This window comes from Halopseudomonas maritima, assembly GCF_021545785.1.
GTDB classification, from domain to species: Bacteria; Pseudomonadota; Gammaproteobacteria; order Pseudomonadales; family Pseudomonadaceae; genus Halopseudomonas; species Halopseudomonas maritima.
In genome coordinates, this window is record NZ_CP079801.1 from 1831690 (window position 1) to 1849485 (window position 17796).

17 protein-coding genes are annotated in these 17796 nt (G+C 63.0%); 7 read left to right on the forward strand and 10 right to left on the reverse strand.

The window, feature by feature from the left end; translation table 11 throughout:
• Positions 1–43: 43 nt before the first annotated feature.
• The 3 genes from HV822_RS08405 to HV822_RS08415 all read right to left on the reverse strand — a co-directional run bounded on the left by HV822_RS08405 (position 44) and on the right by HV822_RS08415 (position 3555).
• A complete protein-coding gene (locus HV822_RS08405) occupies positions 44–1033 on the reverse strand; it encodes a DUF4365 domain-containing protein (protein ID WP_238873414.1) in 990 nt (329 codons plus the stop codon).
• Positions 1034–1468: 435 nt separating this feature from the next.
• Positions 1469–1846: a DUF6864 domain-containing function gene (locus HV822_RS08410; protein WP_238873415.1), complete on the reverse strand. Its 378-nt coding sequence runs from the start codon at positions 1844–1846 to the stop codon at positions 1469–1471.
• Between the two features lie 698 nt (positions 1847–2544).
• Complete coding sequence (locus HV822_RS08415; protein ID WP_238873416.1) at positions 2545–3555, reverse strand: zinc-binding alcohol dehydrogenase family protein; 1011 nt, start codon at positions 3553–3555, stop codon at positions 2545–2547.
• A 98-nt stretch (positions 3556–3653) separates the two neighbouring features.
• On the opposite strand from HV822_RS08415, the gene HV822_RS08420 reads away from it, so the two are divergent.
• Positions 3654–4550, forward strand: coding sequence for a LysR family transcriptional regulator (locus HV822_RS08420; RefSeq protein ID WP_238873417.1), 897 nt, complete (start codon positions 3654–3656; stop codon positions 4548–4550).
• A 109-nt stretch (positions 4551–4659) separates the two neighbouring features.
• On the opposite strand, the gene HV822_RS08425 is transcribed toward HV822_RS08420, so the two are convergent.
• Both HV822_RS08425 and HV822_RS08430 read right to left on the reverse strand, forming a co-directional pair.
• Positions 4660–5700 carry an aminopeptidase gene (locus HV822_RS08425; RefSeq protein WP_238873418.1) on the reverse strand — a complete coding sequence of 347 codons (1041 nt, stop codon included), beginning with the start codon at positions 5698–5700 and terminating at the stop codon, positions 4660–4662.
• Positions 5697–6593: a LysR family transcriptional regulator gene (locus HV822_RS08430; RefSeq protein ID WP_238873419.1), complete on the reverse strand. Its 897-nt coding sequence runs from the start codon at positions 6591–6593 to the stop codon at positions 5697–5699. The genes HV822_RS08425 and HV822_RS08430 overlap by 4 nt, the downstream gene beginning before the upstream one ends.
• 97 nt (positions 6594–6690) lie before the next feature.
• Here HV822_RS08430 and trpB point away from each other — a divergent pair, with 97 nt between their 5' ends.
• Complete coding sequence (gene trpB, locus HV822_RS08435; protein WP_238873420.1) at positions 6691–7890, forward strand: tryptophan synthase subunit beta; 1200 nt, start codon at positions 6691–6693, stop codon at positions 7888–7890.
• 151 nt (positions 7891–8041) lie between these two features.
• A complete protein-coding gene (gene trpA / locus HV822_RS08440; RefSeq protein WP_238873421.1) occupies positions 8042–8833 on the forward strand; it encodes a tryptophan synthase subunit alpha in 792 nt (263 codons plus the stop codon).
• Here the strand turns inward: trpA and aroE are convergent.
• The 5 genes from aroE to HV822_RS08465 all read right to left on the reverse strand — a co-directional run bounded on the left by aroE (position 8824) and on the right by HV822_RS08465 (position 13426).
• Positions 8824–9636, reverse strand: coding sequence for a shikimate dehydrogenase (gene aroE / locus HV822_RS08445; protein WP_238873422.1), 813 nt, complete (start codon positions 9634–9636; stop codon positions 8824–8826). The two genes, trpA and aroE, sit on opposite strands and share 10 nt — an antisense overlap.
• Positions 9636–10517 (reverse strand): oxygen-dependent coproporphyrinogen oxidase, encoded by an 882-nt coding sequence (gene hemF / locus HV822_RS08450; protein WP_238873567.1) that lies wholly within the window; start codon positions 10515–10517, stop codon positions 9636–9638. Before hemF ends, aroE begins: the two co-directional genes overlap by 1 nt.
• Positions 10518–10595: 78 nt before the next feature.
• Complete coding sequence (locus HV822_RS08455) at positions 10596–11153, reverse strand: L-threonylcarbamoyladenylate synthase (protein WP_238873423.1); 558 nt, start codon at positions 11151–11153, stop codon at positions 10596–10598.
• A gap of 54 nt (positions 11154–11207) precedes the next feature.
• The gene (dprA, locus tag HV822_RS08460; protein WP_238873424.1) at positions 11208–12320 is read right to left on the reverse strand and encodes a DNA-processing protein DprA; all 1113 of its coding nucleotides are present in this window, start codon (positions 12318–12320) and stop codon (positions 11208–11210) included.
• A gap of 80 nt (positions 12321–12400) precedes the next feature.
• On the reverse strand, positions 12401–13426 hold the full coding sequence (locus HV822_RS08465; protein WP_238873425.1) for a LysM peptidoglycan-binding domain-containing protein: 1026 nt from the start codon (positions 13424–13426) through the stop codon (positions 12401–12403).
• A 140-nt stretch (positions 13427–13566) separates the two neighbouring features.
• Here HV822_RS08465 and def point away from each other — a divergent pair, with 140 nt between their 5' ends.
• From def to trkA, 4 genes are read left to right on the forward strand one after another with little or no spacing between them, the layout of a single operon-like run.
• Complete coding sequence (def, locus tag HV822_RS08470) at positions 13567–14079, forward strand: peptide deformylase (protein WP_238873426.1); 513 nt, start codon at positions 13567–13569, stop codon at positions 14077–14079.
• A gap of 53 nt (positions 14080–14132) precedes the next feature.
• Positions 14133–15086: a methionyl-tRNA formyltransferase gene (gene fmt / locus HV822_RS08475; RefSeq protein ID WP_238873427.1), complete on the forward strand. Its 954-nt coding sequence runs from the start codon at positions 14133–14135 to the stop codon at positions 15084–15086.
• Complete coding sequence (gene rsmB, locus HV822_RS08480) at positions 15083–16417, forward strand: 16S rRNA (cytosine(967)-C(5))-methyltransferase RsmB (RefSeq protein WP_238873428.1); 1335 nt, start codon at positions 15083–15085, stop codon at positions 16415–16417. Before fmt ends, rsmB begins: the two co-directional genes overlap by 4 nt.
• On the forward strand, positions 16414–17787 hold the full coding sequence (gene trkA, locus HV822_RS08485) for a Trk system potassium transporter TrkA (protein WP_238873429.1): 1374 nt from the start codon (positions 16414–16416) through the stop codon (positions 17785–17787). The genes rsmB and trkA overlap by 4 nt, the downstream gene beginning before the upstream one ends.
• The last annotated feature ends 9 nt before the right edge of the window (positions 17788–17796 follow it).

Consider the following 17796-nt stretch of genomic DNA (forward strand, 5'->3'; position numbering starts at 1 on the left):
GGTTTGGAGCGCAGCGGAAAACCAGTCCGACAACATGCGCTTGTTAGGCATTCTTTAAGTACTCACTCTGAACTTTGTTTGTAAGTTCAATTCTCTGTATCTCGCTTGGGGTAAATAGGAGTTGCACAAAACCCTCTTGTGCTGCATGCAAGTTCCCAGTGTCTTCTATTTTCCCTTCCGACTTAAGTTTACCTTCTAAATCATGGATAAGCCGAACTAATTCTTTACCTCTAGAGGTCAGTGGCGCCATAAATGATGGCTGCATTTCGCGATCATACCAATCAATCATGCAATCCGAGAAATCAACATCAGCTATACGCTGGTGTACAATGAATTTTATATAATCAAACAGGAAGTTCTGCTCAGGGTCGCCCACCCCGATTCCGAAGGGTGAGTTTTTATTATGTAATTCAACTTCTGCCACGGTCATCGCTACATCCATACCAAAGTACAAAGAGCGACAGATATTAGTCAGGCCTGAGCAGAATAGATTTAAATAGGAGACAGGGAATGATGCGCTGCCACTTTTCGTCTTAATCAAATAGTCCAAAACTTCTTCGACTGACATAAAATCTTGATCTATCACCGCAAACCCCTCAAAGAGAGTTTGAGCGCTGGTAGCTTGTAGGACATTTGACTTGGGTATACTAATGCCCTTTGCATCTGATGGCTTGGCAACCCTTAAGGCCTGACGAGCATCTTGCCAGTAACTTAAATTGGTATCTGGATTGTGAATAATTATAAGTACAGGCAACGGGAATCTTTCCCAGTAAAATCGATGTTTCTTCTCTGGGTGGAAAACCCAATCTCCTTTGCTCTCTTTAAAGAATGATGGCCCTGACTTTATTTGAACAGCAATCATCCTTCCAGTTGCGAACCCTTCAGGACTAACATATTCAATCTGACCATCAATCCCAACGTCAGCCATTGGAGTTTCACGCCAAATCTGGCCAGTTTTTGCCATAGCTTCAGCTACAGCATTTACTCCTAACCTTTCTTGAGAATTAGTCTGATTATATTTGGGGAAGCTCATATTTTCCTTGATTGCCTAACACCCGCAACACCGGCCCATTGAAGCGCAAGCGGAAATGGGTCCGGTGCTTGCGATTGTTAGGATTTATTCTTTACTTTGTCGAGTAGCTCGTGCACCGACAGGCTTCTTCTCCTCCGAACGAGGGAACTAACGAGCCAAATTCCGGAAACCGCGAAACACAATAAGAAAAATGCCGTCCAGGTGTCTGCCGACAGTCCAAACGAGGCCTTGAAATTGGTGGTCAACAGCACAACAAGAATAGTGACTAGAATGCCTAGCGGCGCCTGCCATTCCCGCTCTCTTGCCAGACAATCAACATGTTCACGTAATATTATCTCTAGTTTCTCGGATGTAATCTCTATTACTTCTGCCGTCAAATTGCTGTGTACTTCATGAACCTCGACGTGCCTAATCCGGGAGGCGTAATAGGTATCTCTACTCATCGCTCGCCTCCTTTCGCAAAAACTGGATGTTCAACACGTAAACGTCACCAGATTTATTGGCGGAGGCCATGAGCAGAATCTCATCACCTTCTTCGCTCGAAGCAAATGGTATTGCCTTTTGGAGCGACGAACCCAAAGGTGAAATCCAGTTTTTGAAAGTAATTGTTGCGTAGTCGTCGTTTGGTTCTATCGAAAGCCCAGACTTGGGCCGTTTCTTTTCGTCTCCTTGGAGTTCTTCTTCGATAAAGCGAATCTCGACCTCTAGAGGAGATTCAGCATCCTCGGGTTTAATCTGGATGAAAGCCGACTCAGTCGCAGGTATCAGCAAAGTGTGAGACTGGATTAAAGACAGCCCGCCAATTCTAATCAAACTCGTTTTCCTCTAGTGAAGTTATTTTGTGTGCATAATCCTAACAGTAACTAGATCGCACTAACTTTAATACGCAGCATAGCGCCGAATGGCGCAGCTCCGTATCCCTTTGTATTTCAATGAGTTAACCGCCATTTCGTGCGAGCGCTGAACGTTAAGCCGCGCGAGGTTTAACGCTCCGTTGCCCCACGGCGAGGGTTTGCACGCAGGTGAGGGTGCTGCCGGATATCCGGGCTGAAGTGAGTCGAGTCTGTCTAGCATCCATGCCTCCCGATGGGGCCGCGAGAAGTGCGGTGCTTTGATAGTGCTACCACAAGGCGTATTTGCCAACCCTGTATCTAGGCTGAGTACCGCAGCCTGACGGCGGCGCCTTCATAACGTGGCGGATGCACAGCCCCCGTTTACCCGGGGGAGTCGCGCAAGGCTGGCGGGAATAAACGCAGCGACCCCCAAGGGCTGCGTAGTCGGGCGGCCGAGGGGGTCGCCAAAGCGGCCGCCCCTTGGCTCGCCTTAGAAGGCGAGTAATCAGGCCGTTCTACTGGGGGTACTAAACAGCAAAGCCGAACGCACAGCGTTCTGACAGGCGATCCCACGCAGAGCGTGGGATCAACCACTTAGGGCGCTGGGATCAGCAAGGGCGCGACCTGCTGCGCCCTTACAGCAGAGAAAATAGCCGGTGCGCTGCGGCGGAGCAGCTGTCAGAACCCCTCCAACACCAATTTGCCCCGCGCCTTGCCACTCTCCAGCAACGCATGGGCGCGCTTGAGGTTGGCCGCGTTGATCGCGCCGTAGTGCTCACCCAGGGTGCTGCGCAGGGTGCCGGCGTCGACCAGTTCGGCCACCCGCTGCAGCAACTTGCCCTGCTCTGCCATGTCGGCAGTTTCGAACAGGCTGCGGGTAAACATGAACTCCCAGTGGAAGGACGCGCACTTGCGCTTGAGCACGCTCATGTCGAGCGGGCCAAAGTCGTCGATCACGCCCAGGCGGCCTTGCGGGGCGATGCAGTCGCCGTATTGCGGGTAGTGCTGATCGGTGTGGGTCAGCGAGGCGATCAACTCCACGTCTTTGATACCCAGCGCCTGCAACTGCGGCAGCAGCGGCTGGCTGTGGTCGATGACATGATGCGCGCCCAGCCCCTTGACCCACTCAACGCTCTCGGCGCGGGCGGCAGTGCCAACCACAGTGAGCTTGGTCAGCTGGCGGGCGAGCTGGACCAGAATCGAGCCGACGCCACCGGCGGCGCCAACCACCAGCAGGGTCTGGCCCTCACCGCCGCCCTCATTCACAGCCAACCGATCAAACAGCAGCTCCCAGGCGGTGATCGCGGTCAGCGGCAGGGCGGCGGCTTCGGCAGCGGACAACGACAGCGGCGCGTGGGCGGCAATGCGGGCGTCGACCAGTTGATACTCGGCGTTGCTGCCGGGCCGCTCCAGCGCACCGGCGTAGTAGACCCGGTCGCCAGCCGCGAAGCCGGAAACGGCGCTGCCGCAGCTGACCACCTCACCGACCGCGTCCCAACCGATGACTTCCGGGGTATCGCCAGTAGCAGAGCGGCGCGAACGGATCTTGGTGTCGACCGGGTTAACCGACACAGCGGCGACCTTGACCAGCAGGTCCTGCGGGCCGGGGGCGGGCATGGGCAGTTGCAGGTCAATCAGGGCATCGGCGCGGTCCAGCGCGCCAGCTTCAAAGTATCCAATTGCTTTCATTCAGGTGCCTCCGGGGCTGTTAAGTCAGTTGCGTACAGCTTGACTTGCGCGGATACGAAGAAAAAGATGCGCAAAAGCAAATCACTTTATTCATTACGATGAAAATCCAACGACTCGATGACCTGGCGCTGTTCCTCACTACGGTAGACGCCGGCAGCTTTTCTGCCGCGGCGCGCCAGCTGGACGTGGCCCCGGCGGTCGCCAGTGCGGCGATCAAGCGGCTGGAAGCGCAGCTGGGCGTGCGGCTGTTCGAGCGCACCACTCGCCGCCTGCGCCTGAGCGAGGCGGGCGAGCGCTTTCTGCCCGATGCACGGCAGGCCTGGCAACACCTGCGAGATGCCGAACAGGCGCTGGACGCCGACGCCCACGCGCTGACCGGCACCCTGCGCCTGACCCTGCCATCCAACCTGGCGCGCAGCCATCTGCTCGACTGGCTGGAGGACTATTTGGCCGAGCGCCCGGCGGTGCGGCTGGAGATGCAGGTGAGTGATCGGGTGGCCGACCTGTACCAGCAGCCAATTGATCTGGCGGTGCGCTACGGCCAACCGGAAGACTCGCGCTTTATCGCCCTGCCGCTGGCCCCCGACAACCGCCGGGTGCTGGTCGCCTCACCGGATTATCTGGCCCGACACGGCAAACCCGGCTCGCTGAGCGAGCTGCAGCAGCACGCCTGCCTGCTCTATCGGTTGGGCGACGCGGTGCACGACCGTTGGCGCTTCGACCTGCCGGGCGAGCCACAGATCAAGGTGCGTGGTACGCGTATCAGCGACGATGGTGACGTGGTGCGGCTGTGGGCGCTGCGGGGGCTGGGCGTGGCGTACAAGTCTTATCTGGATGTATCCCGCGAGCTGGCCTCGGGCGAGCTGGTGCAACTATTGCCGGAGCTGCCAGGCGAGCTGGCGCCCGTGCACCTGTTGCTTATTCATCGCCAGCGCCTGAACCCGGCGCTGCGCGAACTGGCACAGGCGATGGCGCGCTTCTGTCAGCAGCTATGATGTGATCGCCACTCGGCCACGGCATGCCGTGGCCCCACGCAAGGAAGCTACCTGTTCCGCCGTAGGGACGCGACATGTCGCGTCCGCTGCCACCTGCGCAGACAGCATGCTACTCGCCGCACTGCTGCCCCAGCGCGGCGGTGCGCGCCTCCGGCTCCAACGCACCTAGCGCCTCAACCCGCTGGTGAAAGTCGGCCCAGCCGTTGCTGCGCTGATACAGACACGCAAAGGCCGGAACCCACTGGTCGTAAAGGCCAAACGGCAGCAGCCTCGCGTTGTTCAGGTCAGCGGCAAACCAGTGGTCGAAGCGCGGATCACCGTTCCACTGGCTATCGCGCAGGGTGGCGTAGTCGCTGCGCAGCTGGGTGAGAATCGCAGCCTTGTCGCGGCGCTTGGCAGCGTCTGGCTGGTCGCTCTGATACAGCATCTCCAGCTCGCTACGCGCCGCCAGTACCAGCTCAACAAACCCACGCTCGCGCTCGCGTCCGGCCGGATCCTGGGCTGCGCGCCCCGCACTCTCAAGCCATTCACGCTGCCCCTGCCGACCGACAAAGCTGGCGTAGGACTCGTTGAAGGCGGTGTCATTCCTCACATAAAACCGCTGGTGCGCCAGCTCGTGAAACAGCATCTCGGCCAGGTAGTCGTCGCTCCAGTGCAGCATGGAGCTGAACAGCGGGTCGTCGTACCAGCCGAGGGTGGAATAGGCCGGAATACCCGCGACGTAGACGTCTTTACCCCGCGCACGCCAATCGGCGGCGGCCTGCTCGGCGCGGGCCTGATCAAAATAGCCCTTGTAGGCGATGCAACCGAAGAAGGGGTAGCAGTGCTGCACCGGCGCCAATGACAGCTCGTCGGTGACAAACAGATTCCACAGCGGATAGGCGCCGGGCAGCGCGGCGTAGCGGGTATAGGTGGTGTTGTCCGGCAGGGCCAGCGCCGCCACCGCGTAACGGCGAATCTGACTGGCGGTGCGCAGGCGCTCGGCCAGTTGCGGGTCGGTCTGCGGGTCGGCAATCAGCGGCTCAATGGGCTCGGCGCGAGCCATCAGCGCGCGCTGGCCCTGCCAGCTCTGATACAGGTAGCCGACCGAGCTGCAGCCCGACAACCAAAGCAGACAGACACCGAGGCCAAGGGTGGCGAAGCCCTTCATGCATCGGCCTGCTGCAGGGCGTGGCCAAGCCAGTCGGCCAGTTGCTGCGCCGGGCCCTGCGGCTGGCGCTCCGGCACCCAGAGGCCGAGCTGATGGCGGGTTTCGACAAAGCCCCAGGGCGCGAGCAGGCGACCAGCGGCGATGTCGTCGGCGACCAGCAGCTGCGGCGCGATGGCCACGCCAAGGCCCGAGAGCGCCGCCTCCAGCAGGTAATACAGGTGCTCAAAGCCCTGACCGGTGCGCAGCTGGCTAGCGTCCAGCCCTTGCAGGTCAGCCCAGTCAGTCCAGGCTCCGGGGCGCGAACGGGTGTGCAGCAGCGCTTCCCCCAACAGCGCCTCGGCGGGTTGGTCGAGCAAGCGGGCGGCACCTGCGTAGCGCGGGCTGAGCACCGGGCCAATGCGCTCCTGGCGCAGCGGATACACCCGCATGTCGGCCGGCCACGGCGGCGCGGCGTAGAGCAGAGTGGCGCTGACGCCGGGGCGGCGCGGGTCCAGCTCACCTTCAGAGGCAGACAGGTGCAGGTTCAGCTCGGGCAGCTCGGCGTTCAGGCGGTCCAGCCGCGGGATAAACCAGCGCGCCAATAGGCTGCCGGGGCAAGCGAGCAGAAAGGGCGCTTGTAGCTGTTCCTGACGCAGCGCCACGCAGCTGTCACGCAAGCCGTCGAACGCCTCGCGGCAGGCGTCGCGCAGTTGGCGGCCGGCCGGGGTCAGGCTGATTCCGCGCCCGGCCTTGCTGAACAGCGCGACGCCCAGCTCGTCCTCAAGCTGACGAATCTGCCGACTGACCGCGCCGTGGGTAACGTGCAGCTCAGTCGCCGCCTGACTCACGCTTTCCAGCCGGGCTGCTGCTTCAAAGGCACGCAGGGCATTCAGTGAGGGAAGCTCTCTGGCCATGGGACTTGTCACTTTTTCTCACAGGTTGCGGCCATCTTATCGATTTTTTCCGCGCGCTGTCTGCCCTAACCTGCGTCCATCGTTCAGGAGGTATTCCATGTCCCATCGTAATTATCGCCGTGAGGCCGACGCGCTCGGGCAGTTCGGCCAGTTTGGCGGCCGCTTTGTGGCCGAGTCGCTGATGCCGCTGGTGCTGCAGCTTGAGCAGGCCTACAACGAGGCCCGCGCCGAGCCCACGTTTATCGCCGAGCTGGATCAGTTCAACGCCGAGTTTGTCGGCCGCCCCAGCCCGCTGTATTTCGCCGAGCGGCTGACCGAGCAGCACGGCGGCGCGAAGATCTTCTTCAAGCGCGAGGAGCTGAACCACACCGGCGCGCACAAGATCAACAACTGCATCGGTCAGGCCCTGCTGGCCCGCCGCATGGGCAAGCAGCGCATCATCGCCGAGACCGGCGCCGGCATGCACGGCGTGGCCACCGCCACCGTGTGTGCGCGCTTCGGCCTGCAGTGCGTGGTCTACATGGGCGCGACCGACATTCACCGCCAGCGCGACAACGTCGCCCGCATGCGCCTGCTGGGCGCCGAGATCGTGCCTGTCACCTCCGGCACCGGCACCCTGAAAGACGCCATGAACGAGGCGCTGCGCGACTGGGTAACCAACGTCGACAACACCTTCTACATGATCGGCACCGTGGCCGGCCCGCACCCCTACCCGACGCTGGTACGCGACTTTCAGGCGATCATCGGCCGTGAGGCGCATCAGCAGATGCTGGCACGCGAAGGCCGCCTGCCCGACAGTCTGGTCGCCTGTATCGGCGGCGGCTCCAACGCCATGGGCCTGTTCCACCCCTTCCTCGATTACCCCGAGGTGCAGATGGTCGGCGTAGAAGCGGCCGGTCACGGCATCGACACCGGCAAGCACGCCGCCAGCCTGAAGGGCGGCACGCCCGGCGTGCTGCACGGCAACCGCACCTACCTGCTGCAGGATACTGACGGCCAGATTGCCGACGCGCACTCGATTTCCGCCGGTCTGGATTATCCCGGCATTGGTCCCGAGCACGCCTGGCTGCACGAGCAGGGCCGCGTCGAATACGTCGCGGTAACCGACCAGCAGGCGCTGGATGCCTTCCACAACTGCTGCCGTACCGAAGGCATCATCCCGGCGTTGGAAACCTCGCACGCGCTGGCCGAAGTGGCCCGCCGCGCACCGACACTGCCAAAAGATCATCTGATGGTGGTCTGCCTGTCCGGCCGGGGTGACAAGGACATGCCGACCATTCTGGAGGCAGGCTTGTGAGAAACGTAATCGAGGCAGGACATGCAAGGCAAAAACAGGCGAAAAAGCGCAGTTTATGCCTGATAAATGAGCATTTTGAGCCTGTTTTTAACGCAGCAGGGACAACGCAGATAGTTTCCCGCAGCCTGCCGGGCTTGATGGAGGAAAAGTAATGAGCCGTCTCGAACAACGCTTTGCCGACTGCGCCCGCGACAACCGCGCCGCGCTGGTGACCTACATCTGCGCCGGTGACCCGGACTTCGACACCAGTCTGGAACTGCTGAAAGGGCTGCCCGCCGCCGGCGCCGACATCATCGAGCTGGGCATGCCGTTCAGTGACCCGACCGCCGATGGCCCGACCATTCAGGCTGCCGCCCTGCGTGCACTGCAAGGCGGGCAAAACCAGCAGCGCACGCTGGAGCTGGTGCGCGCCTTCCGCACGCAGGATCAGAGCACGCCGCTGGTGCTGATGGGCTACTACAACCCGATTCACCGCTACGGTGGCGAGGCGTTCATTCGTGACGCGGCAGCGGCCGGTGTCGATGCGCTGCTGGTGGTCGATTTGCCGCCGGAGCACGACAACGAACTGGGGCCGATGGCCCGCGATTACGGCGTGCAGATGATCCGCCTGGCGACACCCACCACCGACGCCCAGCGCCTGCCCAAGGTGCTGGATCGCGCCAGCGGCTTTCTCTACTACGTATCGCACAACGGCGTGACCGGCGTGGGTGCGGCAGACCACACCGCAGTGGCGCAGGCACTGCAAGGCATTCGGGCGCAAAGTGCGGTGCCGATCTGCGTCGGCTTCGGCGTACGCCGCGCCGAGCAGGCAGCGCCGCTGGCACAGGTCGCCGATGGGGTGGTGGTGGGGTCAGCGCTGATCGAGGCGCTACAGCAGGGTGGTGTGGCAGCGGCGCTCGGGCTGACTGCCGAGCTGGCCGCTGCCATGCCGCGTCAGGCCTGACGCAACGCGGCCAGTACCGGGGCGGTGTCCGGACGGACGCCGCGCCACAGGGTAAAGGCCTCGGCAGCCTGTTCCACCAGCATGCCGAGGCCATCGATGCAGCGCGCCGCACCGCGCTCGCGGGCCCAACGGTTGAACGGCGTTTCTTCGGCGCCGTACATCATGTCGTAGCACCAGGTGTGGCTAGGCTTGATCAGGCTGTCGGGAATCGGCGGCAGTTCACCGGCCAGGCTCGCCGACGTCGCGTTGATGATCAGATCAACCGGCTCCACCAGCCATTGCAGGCCGGCAGCGGCAATCGGCCCCTGATCGACAAACAGCGCCGCCAATTCTTCTGCCTTGCTGACCGTGCGGTTGATGACGCACAAGTGCTGCGGACCTGCCGCCAGCAGCGGCTGAATCACCCCGCGCGCCGCGCCGCCGGCACCAACCAGCAGCACACTCAAGCCCTTGAGCGACAAGCCAGCATTCACTTCGATATCGCGTACCAGCCCCTTGCCGTCGGTGTTGTCACCGAGCAGGCTGCCGTCCTCACGACGCAGGATGGTGTTGACCGCGCCGGCGCGCTCGGCCGCCGGGGTGTGTTCATCCACCAGCGCCCAGGCCTGCTCCTTGAACGGCACAGTCACGTTGACGCCACGGCCTTCGCGCAGAAAATCACGCACGCTGCCGATGAAGTTGTCGAGCGGCGCCAGCAGCTTGCCGTATTCCAGCTGCTGACCGGTCTGCTCGGCGAACATGGCGTGGATCAGCGGCGACTTGCTGTGCTCAATCGGGTTGCCGACAACGGCGTAACGGTCCATCAGGCGTCTCCTGCCAGCCAGTCACGCGGGGTGAGGTAGCGCTCGGTCAGCTCGGCTTCCGGGCTGCCCGGCTCGGGCTGCCAGTTGTAGCCCCAACGCACGGTCGGCGGCAGCGACATCAGGATCGACTCGGTGCGCCCGCCGGTCTGCAGACCGAACAGGGTGCCGCGGTCGTAGACCAGGTTGAACTCAACGTAGCGGCCACGGCGGAATTCCTGGAACTGCTTCTGCTCAGCCGTATAGACGCTGTTGCGGCGGCGTTCGAGAATCGGCAGATAGGCCTCAAGGTAGGCGTCGCCAATGGCGCGCAGGAAGGCAAAGCTGCGCTCGAAACCCCACTGGTTCAGGTCATCGAAGAACAGGCCACCGATGCCACGAGCCTCACCACGGTGCTTGAGGTAGAAGTACTCATCGCACCATTTTTTGTAGCGCGGGTACACGTCGTCACCGAAGGGCGCGCAGGCGTCGCGGGCCACCCGGTGCCAGTGCACGCAGTCTTGCTCATTGGCGTAGTAAGGCGTCAGGTCGAAGCCGCCGCCAAACCACCAGACCGGATCGGCGCCGTCTTTCTCGGCAATGAAGAAACGCACGTTGGCATGCGAGGTCGGCACGAAGGGGTTTTCCGGGTGCATCACCAGTGACACGCCCATGGCCTGGAAGTGACGGCCAGCCAGCTCGGGGCGGTGCGCGGTAGCGGACGGCGGCATGCCGTCGCCAAACACGTGGGAGAAGCCCACGCCGCCCTTTTCCAGCAAGGCGCCGTCGGTGATGATGCGCGAGCGGCCACCGCCGCCGCCGGGGCGCTCCCAGGCATCTTCGCTGAACTGCTCACGACCATCGGCCGCGGCCAGGGCCGCGCAGATGCGGTCCTGCAGATCCATCAAATAGGCTTTGACCTCGGCAACGTCCGCGGCAGTGGGCAGGTCCTGTTTCACGTGGGGTTTCTCCAGCGGGGCGGCTCAAACGCCGCGTATGACTTTTTCAGTGCGCAGGTCACGAATGATACTGGGATTACGCGCGCCACCCAACGCGCCTGGCACCACCGCATCCAGTTCACCGTGAAAATACTGCTCCACCCGCAACCGCGAGCGCGCCGAAGGGCGACCGGCCGGATTGGCCGAGGTCGACACCAGCGGCCCGGCCGCCGCGCACAGCTGCCGCACAATGGGGTGCGTGGTTACCCGCAGCGCCACGGTGTCGTGCACGCCGGTAATCCACTCAGGCAGGCGGCCCTGATGCGGCACCAGCCAGGTGTTGGGGCCAGGCCAGGAGAGACGCAGCTTGGCCAGTTGGGCGTCCGGCAGGTCCCAGAGCAGGAAGTCGAACTGTTCGATCTCGCCGGCAATCAGAATCAGCCCCTTGTGCACCGGACGCTGCTTGAGGTCGAGCAAGCGCTCTACCGCCGAGCCGTTCCACGGATTGCAGCCAAGCCCCCAAACGCCCTCGGTCGGATAGGCAACCACACCGCCTGCCTGCAGCAAGCGGTTCAGACGGGTAATGCGCCAGTTAGCCAGCATGTGAACTCCACCTCGATTGACTGCCTGCGACAGTAGCCGAGGCGGCGCGGCGGCTCAAGGCTGGCGACGACAATAGCCGGCCGGTGCAGCCAGCACCCGGCCGTCCAACTCCAGCTCGAGCAGTTGCTGCAGCACCTCGGACACGCCCAGCCCAGACTGCTGCGCCAGCCAGTCCGGACTGACCGGGTCAGTACCCAGCCAGCGCCAGAGCGGGGTATCCGGGGCGCTCTGTTCAGCCGGCTGAGACTCGTCCAGCACTGCCGTCAACGGTAGCCGCAGGGCGTCGAACACATCCTGCACCTGCTCGACCAGGCAGGCGCCCTCGCGCAGCAGGCGATGGCAGCCACGGGCCTGTACGTTGTGGATCGAGCCGGGCATGGCGAACACCTCGCGGTTGTGCTCCAGCGCCAGCCGTGCGGTAATCAGTGAGCCGCTGTTGAGGCTGGCCTCGACCACCAGCGTACCCAGGCTCAAGCCGCTGATGATGCGGTTACGACGCGGAAACTGCGACGGATGCGGGCCGGCGTCAGGCCACAACTCGGACACCAGCGCGCCGCCGTGCTCGACAATCGCCTCTGCCAGCTTCCGATGACGGCGTGGATAGCAGTTATCCAGCCCGGTGCCCCAGACCGCCACTGTCTGCCCGCCAGCCTCCAGCGCGCCCTGATGACAGGCACCGTCCACGCCCATCGCCATACCGCTGGTGACGGTCAGACCGCTGGCGGTGAAATCACGGGCAAAGCGGCGAGCCGTGTCGGCTCCGAGCGCGCTGGGATGACGGGTACCGACCATGGCGATCTGCGGATCATGCAGCGCCTGCACGCTGCCACGAACAAACAATACCGGCGGCGGATCACTGATCGCAGCCAGCAGCGGCGGATACGCGGGCTCATCGACAAATAGCAGCCGGCAGCCGTCCTGCTGCTGCCAGTCCAGCGCCCGCTGCAGGCGCTGGTGCAGCTCGGCGTCGCCGCGCTGCCAGCGGGTCAAGTCGGCAAGAATCGAGGGCGCAAGCTGCAAGGCAGCCAGCGTCTGGGGACGGGCCGTCAGGAGATCGGAGGGGGAGAGAGCGTGGGCGCGCAAGCGCTGGAAAAAGCGAGGGCCGGCGCCGTCGAGCAGCGTCAGCACCAACCAGGCCTGCCGCTCGGCGGACAGGTCGTGCGTCATGGGTCGTCCCTGATCAGAAGGAAACGACAGAGCTTAAACAACAAGGCCGCCCGAAGGCGGCCTTGTCACAGCGTTCTCACTCAGGGATTGCGGACCTGATCAAGAATTGCCATCTGGCGGCTGGCCTGCAGCACAATGCCGTAGCTCATCTTGTCGTAGGCGCGGAACACCATCAGCAGACCGGCACGCTCGGCAGGCAGCTGAACGCGCTCGTTCATCACCCGATCACGGACCACTTCACCGGTCTTGTAGATAGCCAGCACGTTGCCGACTGTCAGACCATCGCGCTCACCCTTGTCGATCAGCACCACATCGTACTGACCGATCTGGGTCACGCCGTTCGGCACATCCATGATCAGGCCGTTGATTTCCTGGCTGGGCTCGCTGGGGAAGAAGGTCGACGCCACGGCGCGCTCTTCAGACTCCAGCAGGCGGTCATCCACCAGCACTTCCTGACGGCTGCGGGTGACGTTCAGAGTGGCGATGTCACCTTCCACTGCGGCGACGTTACCGTTGCCGATTTCCTGCAGGTGGATGCCGAGGAACTCACTGGTCTCCGGGTTGATATAGGTTTTGCCGCGACGGTAGAACTCATAGGCCGGCACGTTGGCCGAGAAGTCGCCACGGGCATACACCTTGTTGCCAGCACCCAGCACCACGCTCTCCGCCTCGCCACCAATGACATACGGGGCGTTTTCGATTACCGAGGCGTCTTCAACAATGCGGCCAGCACGCAGGAAGGCGTTGATGGCATCCAGCGGAATGGTCGGAATGGCCTCGGCAATCGGCTTCACGCGGGCCTGCGGCGACAGCTTGATGGTGCCACCGTTACCGCGATTGACCATCAGACGAGGCTGACCATCGATGTAGACCAGAGAGATCACATCACCGGGGTAGATAAGATGGGGGTTGGATATCTGCGGGTTGGCGTGCCAGATTTCTGGCCACTTCCACGGCAGACGCAGAAAGCGCCCGGAAATGTCCCAGAGGGTGTCACCCTTGACCACCGTGTAAGTATCCGGATGATCGTCCCTGAAAACAGGCTCTTGCGCCTGCACCCATACGCTCGCCGCGAGCAACACGAGGCCGAGTAGTGTTTTCCTCATGACACGAATCCCTTTATTATAGAGGCCAGCATCCAGGCCTGGCGACGTGCTCCCACACGCTAGACCCGCTTTATTTCCAAGCTGCTCATCATCTTAGCAGCACAATTTAGATTTGTTCCAGACAAAGCGGTACAAACCCCATGGCGATATTGAACATACTGGAATTTCCCGACCCACGACTGCGTACCATCGCCAAGCCGGTGGCCACAGTGGATGCGCGAATCCAGCAGCTTGTCGACGACATGTTCGAGACCATGTACGACGCCCCCGGTATCGGGCTGGCGGCGACCCAGGTCAACGTGCACGAGCGTGTCGTGGTAATCGACATCTCCGAGGACAAGTCCGAACCACGGGTATTCATCAACCCCGAACTGGAGCCGCTCACCGAAGATCTGGAGCAGATGCAGGAAGGCTGTCTCTCGGTGCCAGGTTTCTATGAAAACGTCGAGCGTCCGGAGCGCGTACGCGTCAAGGCGCTGGACCGTGACGGCAACGCCTTTGACGAGGTCTACGACGGCCTGCTGGCAGTCTGCATCCAGCACGAGTGCGACCACCTCAACGGTAAGCTGTTCGTCGACTACCTGTCCAACCTCAAGCGTGACCGTATTCGCAAGAAACTGGAGAAAATCCATCGCAGCCAGGCTTCGGCCTGATCTGACCCGGCTATCAAGGCTTGCTTCGGCAAGCCTTTTCTTTACGGACCTCCATGAACGCATCCGACCTTCGCATCGTCTTTGCCGGCACACCCGAGTTTGCCGCCGCCCATCTGCAGGCGCTGATTGACGCCAAACTCAATATTGTGGCGGTGTACACCCAACCCGACCGACCCGCCGGCCGCGGCCAGAAGCTGGCCATGAGTGCAGTCAAACAACTGGCCCTGGCTCACGACTTGCCGGTGATGCAGCCCGAGCGCCTGCGCGCCATTGAGGACCAGCAGGCACTGGCCGACCTTAAGCCGGACCTGCTGGTGGTCGTCGCTTACGGCCTGATCCTGCCGCAGGCGGTGCTGGACATCCCGCGTCTGGGCTGCATCAACAGCCACGCCTCGTTGCTGCCGCGCTGGCGCGGCGCAGCGCCGATCCAGCGCGCCATCGAGGCCAGCGACAGCGAAACCGGCGTGACCGTGATGCAAATGGAAGCCGGGCTGGACACCGGCCCCATGCTGCTCAAGGTCAGCACGCCGATCAGCCGCGAGGACACTGGCGGCAGTCTGCATGACCGCCTGGCCGAGCTGGGCCCGCCGGCCGTGCTGCAAGCCATCGACGGTCTGGCTGCCGGCACCCTGCAAGGCGAGGTGCAGGACGATGCGCTGGCGACCTACGCCCACAAACTGAACAAGCAGGTGTCTGCCATCGACTGGCAGCGCCCGGCGCGCGAGCTGGACTGCCTGATCCGCGCCTTCAATCCCTGGCCACTGGCCCACGCTCAACTGGACGGCAAGCCGCTGAAGGTCTGGGCTGCCGTGCCTGCCGAAGGGCAGGGCACGCCCGGCCAGGTGCTGGCCTGTGAACGCGACGGCCTGCTGGTAGCCTGCGGTGAGGGCGCTCTGCGCCTGACCCGCCTGCAACTGCCCGGCGGCAAGCCGCTGGCCTTTGCCGACCTCTACAACGCCCGCCGCGAGCAGTTTGCGCCCGGCCTGCTGCTGGGCAACGGCCAGTGAATCCGCGCGCGGCGGCGGCCCGCGCCCTGGCTGCCGTGCTAGCTGGCAAGGCGTCCCTTGGCAGCAGCCTGCCAGCGCAACTAAAAAGCGTCGCCGCCCGCGATCAGGCGCTGGTGCAGGAGCTGGCCTTTGGCACCGCACGCTGGTACAACCGCCTCGAAGCACTGGCCCGCGAGCTGCTCAACAAGCCCATGAAGCCGGGCGATCAGGACCTGCACGCGCTGCTGCTGGTGGGCTTGTATCAACTGCTGTACCTGCGCGTGCCGGCGCATGCGGCGATTGGCGAAACGGTCAACGCCGCGGTCAGCCTCGACAAGGCCTGGGCCAAGGGCCTGCTCAATGCAGTATTGCGCCGCGTGCAACGCGACAGCGATGCCTTGCTGGCCGTAGTCGATCAGTCACCGTCTCAGCAATGCGCCCACCCCGGCTGGCTGTACAAGCGTCTGCAGCGGGCCTGGCCCGAGCAGCTTGGCGCCATCACCGGCGCCAATAACCTGCATCCGCCGATGACCCTGCGGGTCAATCAGCGTCGCCTGAGCCGTGATGCCTATCTGCAACAGCTGGCCGACGCGAACATTGATGCCAGCGCCTGCCCCTTCAGCCCGGTCGGCATACAGCTGGCCTCGCCCTGCGACGTGCAGCTGCTGCCCGGGTTTGCCGATGGACTGGTCAGCGTGCAGGATGAGGCCGCGCAGTTGGCGGCGCCGCTGCTCGATCTCAAACCCGGCCTGCGCGTGCTGGACGCCTGCTGCGCCCCCGGCGGCAAGACCTGCCAGATTCTGGAGCAGCAACCCGATCTGGCCGAGGTGGTCGGTCTGGATCTGGAGCCAGCACGGCTCAAGCGGGTAGAAGAGAACCTCAAGCGCCTGCAGCTCGGCGCCCGGCTAATCGCCGCCGATGGCCGTGATGTCGCGCAATGGTGGGACGGCACGCCCTTCCAGCGCATCCTACTGGACGCGCCCTGTTCCGCCACCGGCGTCATTCGCCGCCACCCGGATATCAAGCTGACCCGTAAAGCTGCCGATATCGCTGCGCTGGCGGCGCTGCAGGGCGAGCTACTGGATGCCCTATGGCCTACGCTGGAGGTAGGCGGGGTACTGGTGTACGCCACCTGCTCGGTGCTGCCGCAGGAAAATACCGAGGTGATCGAGGCCTTTCTTGCCCGCCAACCCGGCGCCCGGACGCTGGATATCAGCGGTGACTACGGTATTGTTCAGCCTTGCGGTCGCCAGTTGCTGCCGCAGGCAGAAGGGCACGACGGTTTCTACCTGGCCCGTCTGATCAAGCTCAGTGCCAGCCCGCAACAGAAGAACAGGGAGTCTGCGGCATGAAGATCATCATTCTCGGTGCCGGTCAGGTCGGCGGCAGCCTGGCAGCGCAGCTGGCCAGCGAAGCCAACGACATCACCGTGATCGATACCGACAACGTGCGCCTGCGCGAGCTGGGCGACCGTCTGGATATCCGCACCGTGCATGGCAAGGGCTCTTTCCCCACGGTGCTGCGCCAGGCCGGCGCCGATGATGCCGACATGCTGATCGCCGTCACCAGCAGCGACGAAACCAACATGATCGCCTGTCAGGTGGCCTACACCCTGTTCCGCACCCCGACCAAGATCGCCCGCGTGCGCGAGTCCGCCTACCTGACCCGTGGCGGGCTGTTCCACAACGAGGCGGTGCCGATCGACGTGCTGATCAGCCCCGAACAGGTAGTCACCAACTACGTCAAACGCCTGATCGAGAACCCCGGCGCGCTGCAAGTGCTGGACTTTGCCGAGGGCAAGGCGCAGCTGGTAGCGGTACGCGCCTACTACGGCGGCCCGCTGGTCGGTCAGGAGCTGCGCTTTCTGCGCCAGCACATGCCGGGCGTAGACACCCGGGTAGCCGCCATCTTCCGCAAGGACCGACCGATCATTCCCAAGGGCGATACCATCATCGAAGCCGATGACGAGGTGTTCTTCATCGCCGCCAGCCGCGATATCCGCGCAGTGATGAGCGAGCTGCGGCGCGTCGAAAAGACCCACAAGCGGGTGATCATCGCCGGCGGCGGCAACATCGGCGAGCGCCTGGCCGAGGCCATCGAGAGCCGCTACCAGGTGAAGATCATCGAGGCCAGCAAGGCCCGCGCCGACTACCTGTCCAAGAACCTCGACCGCTCGGTGGTGCTGCACGGCAGCGCCTCGGACCGCGAGCTGCTGATCGAGGAGAACATCGAGGAGATCGACATCTTCTGCGCCGTGACCAACGACGACGAGGCCAACATCATGTCCTCGATGCTGGCCAAGCGTCTGGGCGCGCGCAAGGTCATGACGCTGATCAACAACCCGGCCTACGTCGACCTGGTGCAGGGCGGCGAGATCGATATCGCGATTTCTCCGTCGCAGGCCACCATCGGCACCCTGCTGACCCACGTGCGCCGGGGCGACATCGTCAACGTCTACTCGCTACGCCGCGGCGCCGCCGAAGCCATCGAGGTGGTGGCCCACGGCGACGGCCGCTCGTCCAAGGTCGTCGGCAAGTCGGTTGGCCAGATCGATTTGCCACCGGGCACCACCATCGGCGCCATCGTGCGCGATGACGAGGTGCTGATTGCCCACGATTCCACCGTGATCGAGTCGGATGACCACGTCATCCTCTTCGTGATCGACAAAAAACATGTTCGCGATGTGGAGCGTCTGTTCCAGGTCGGACTGACCTTTCTCTAAGGCGCCACG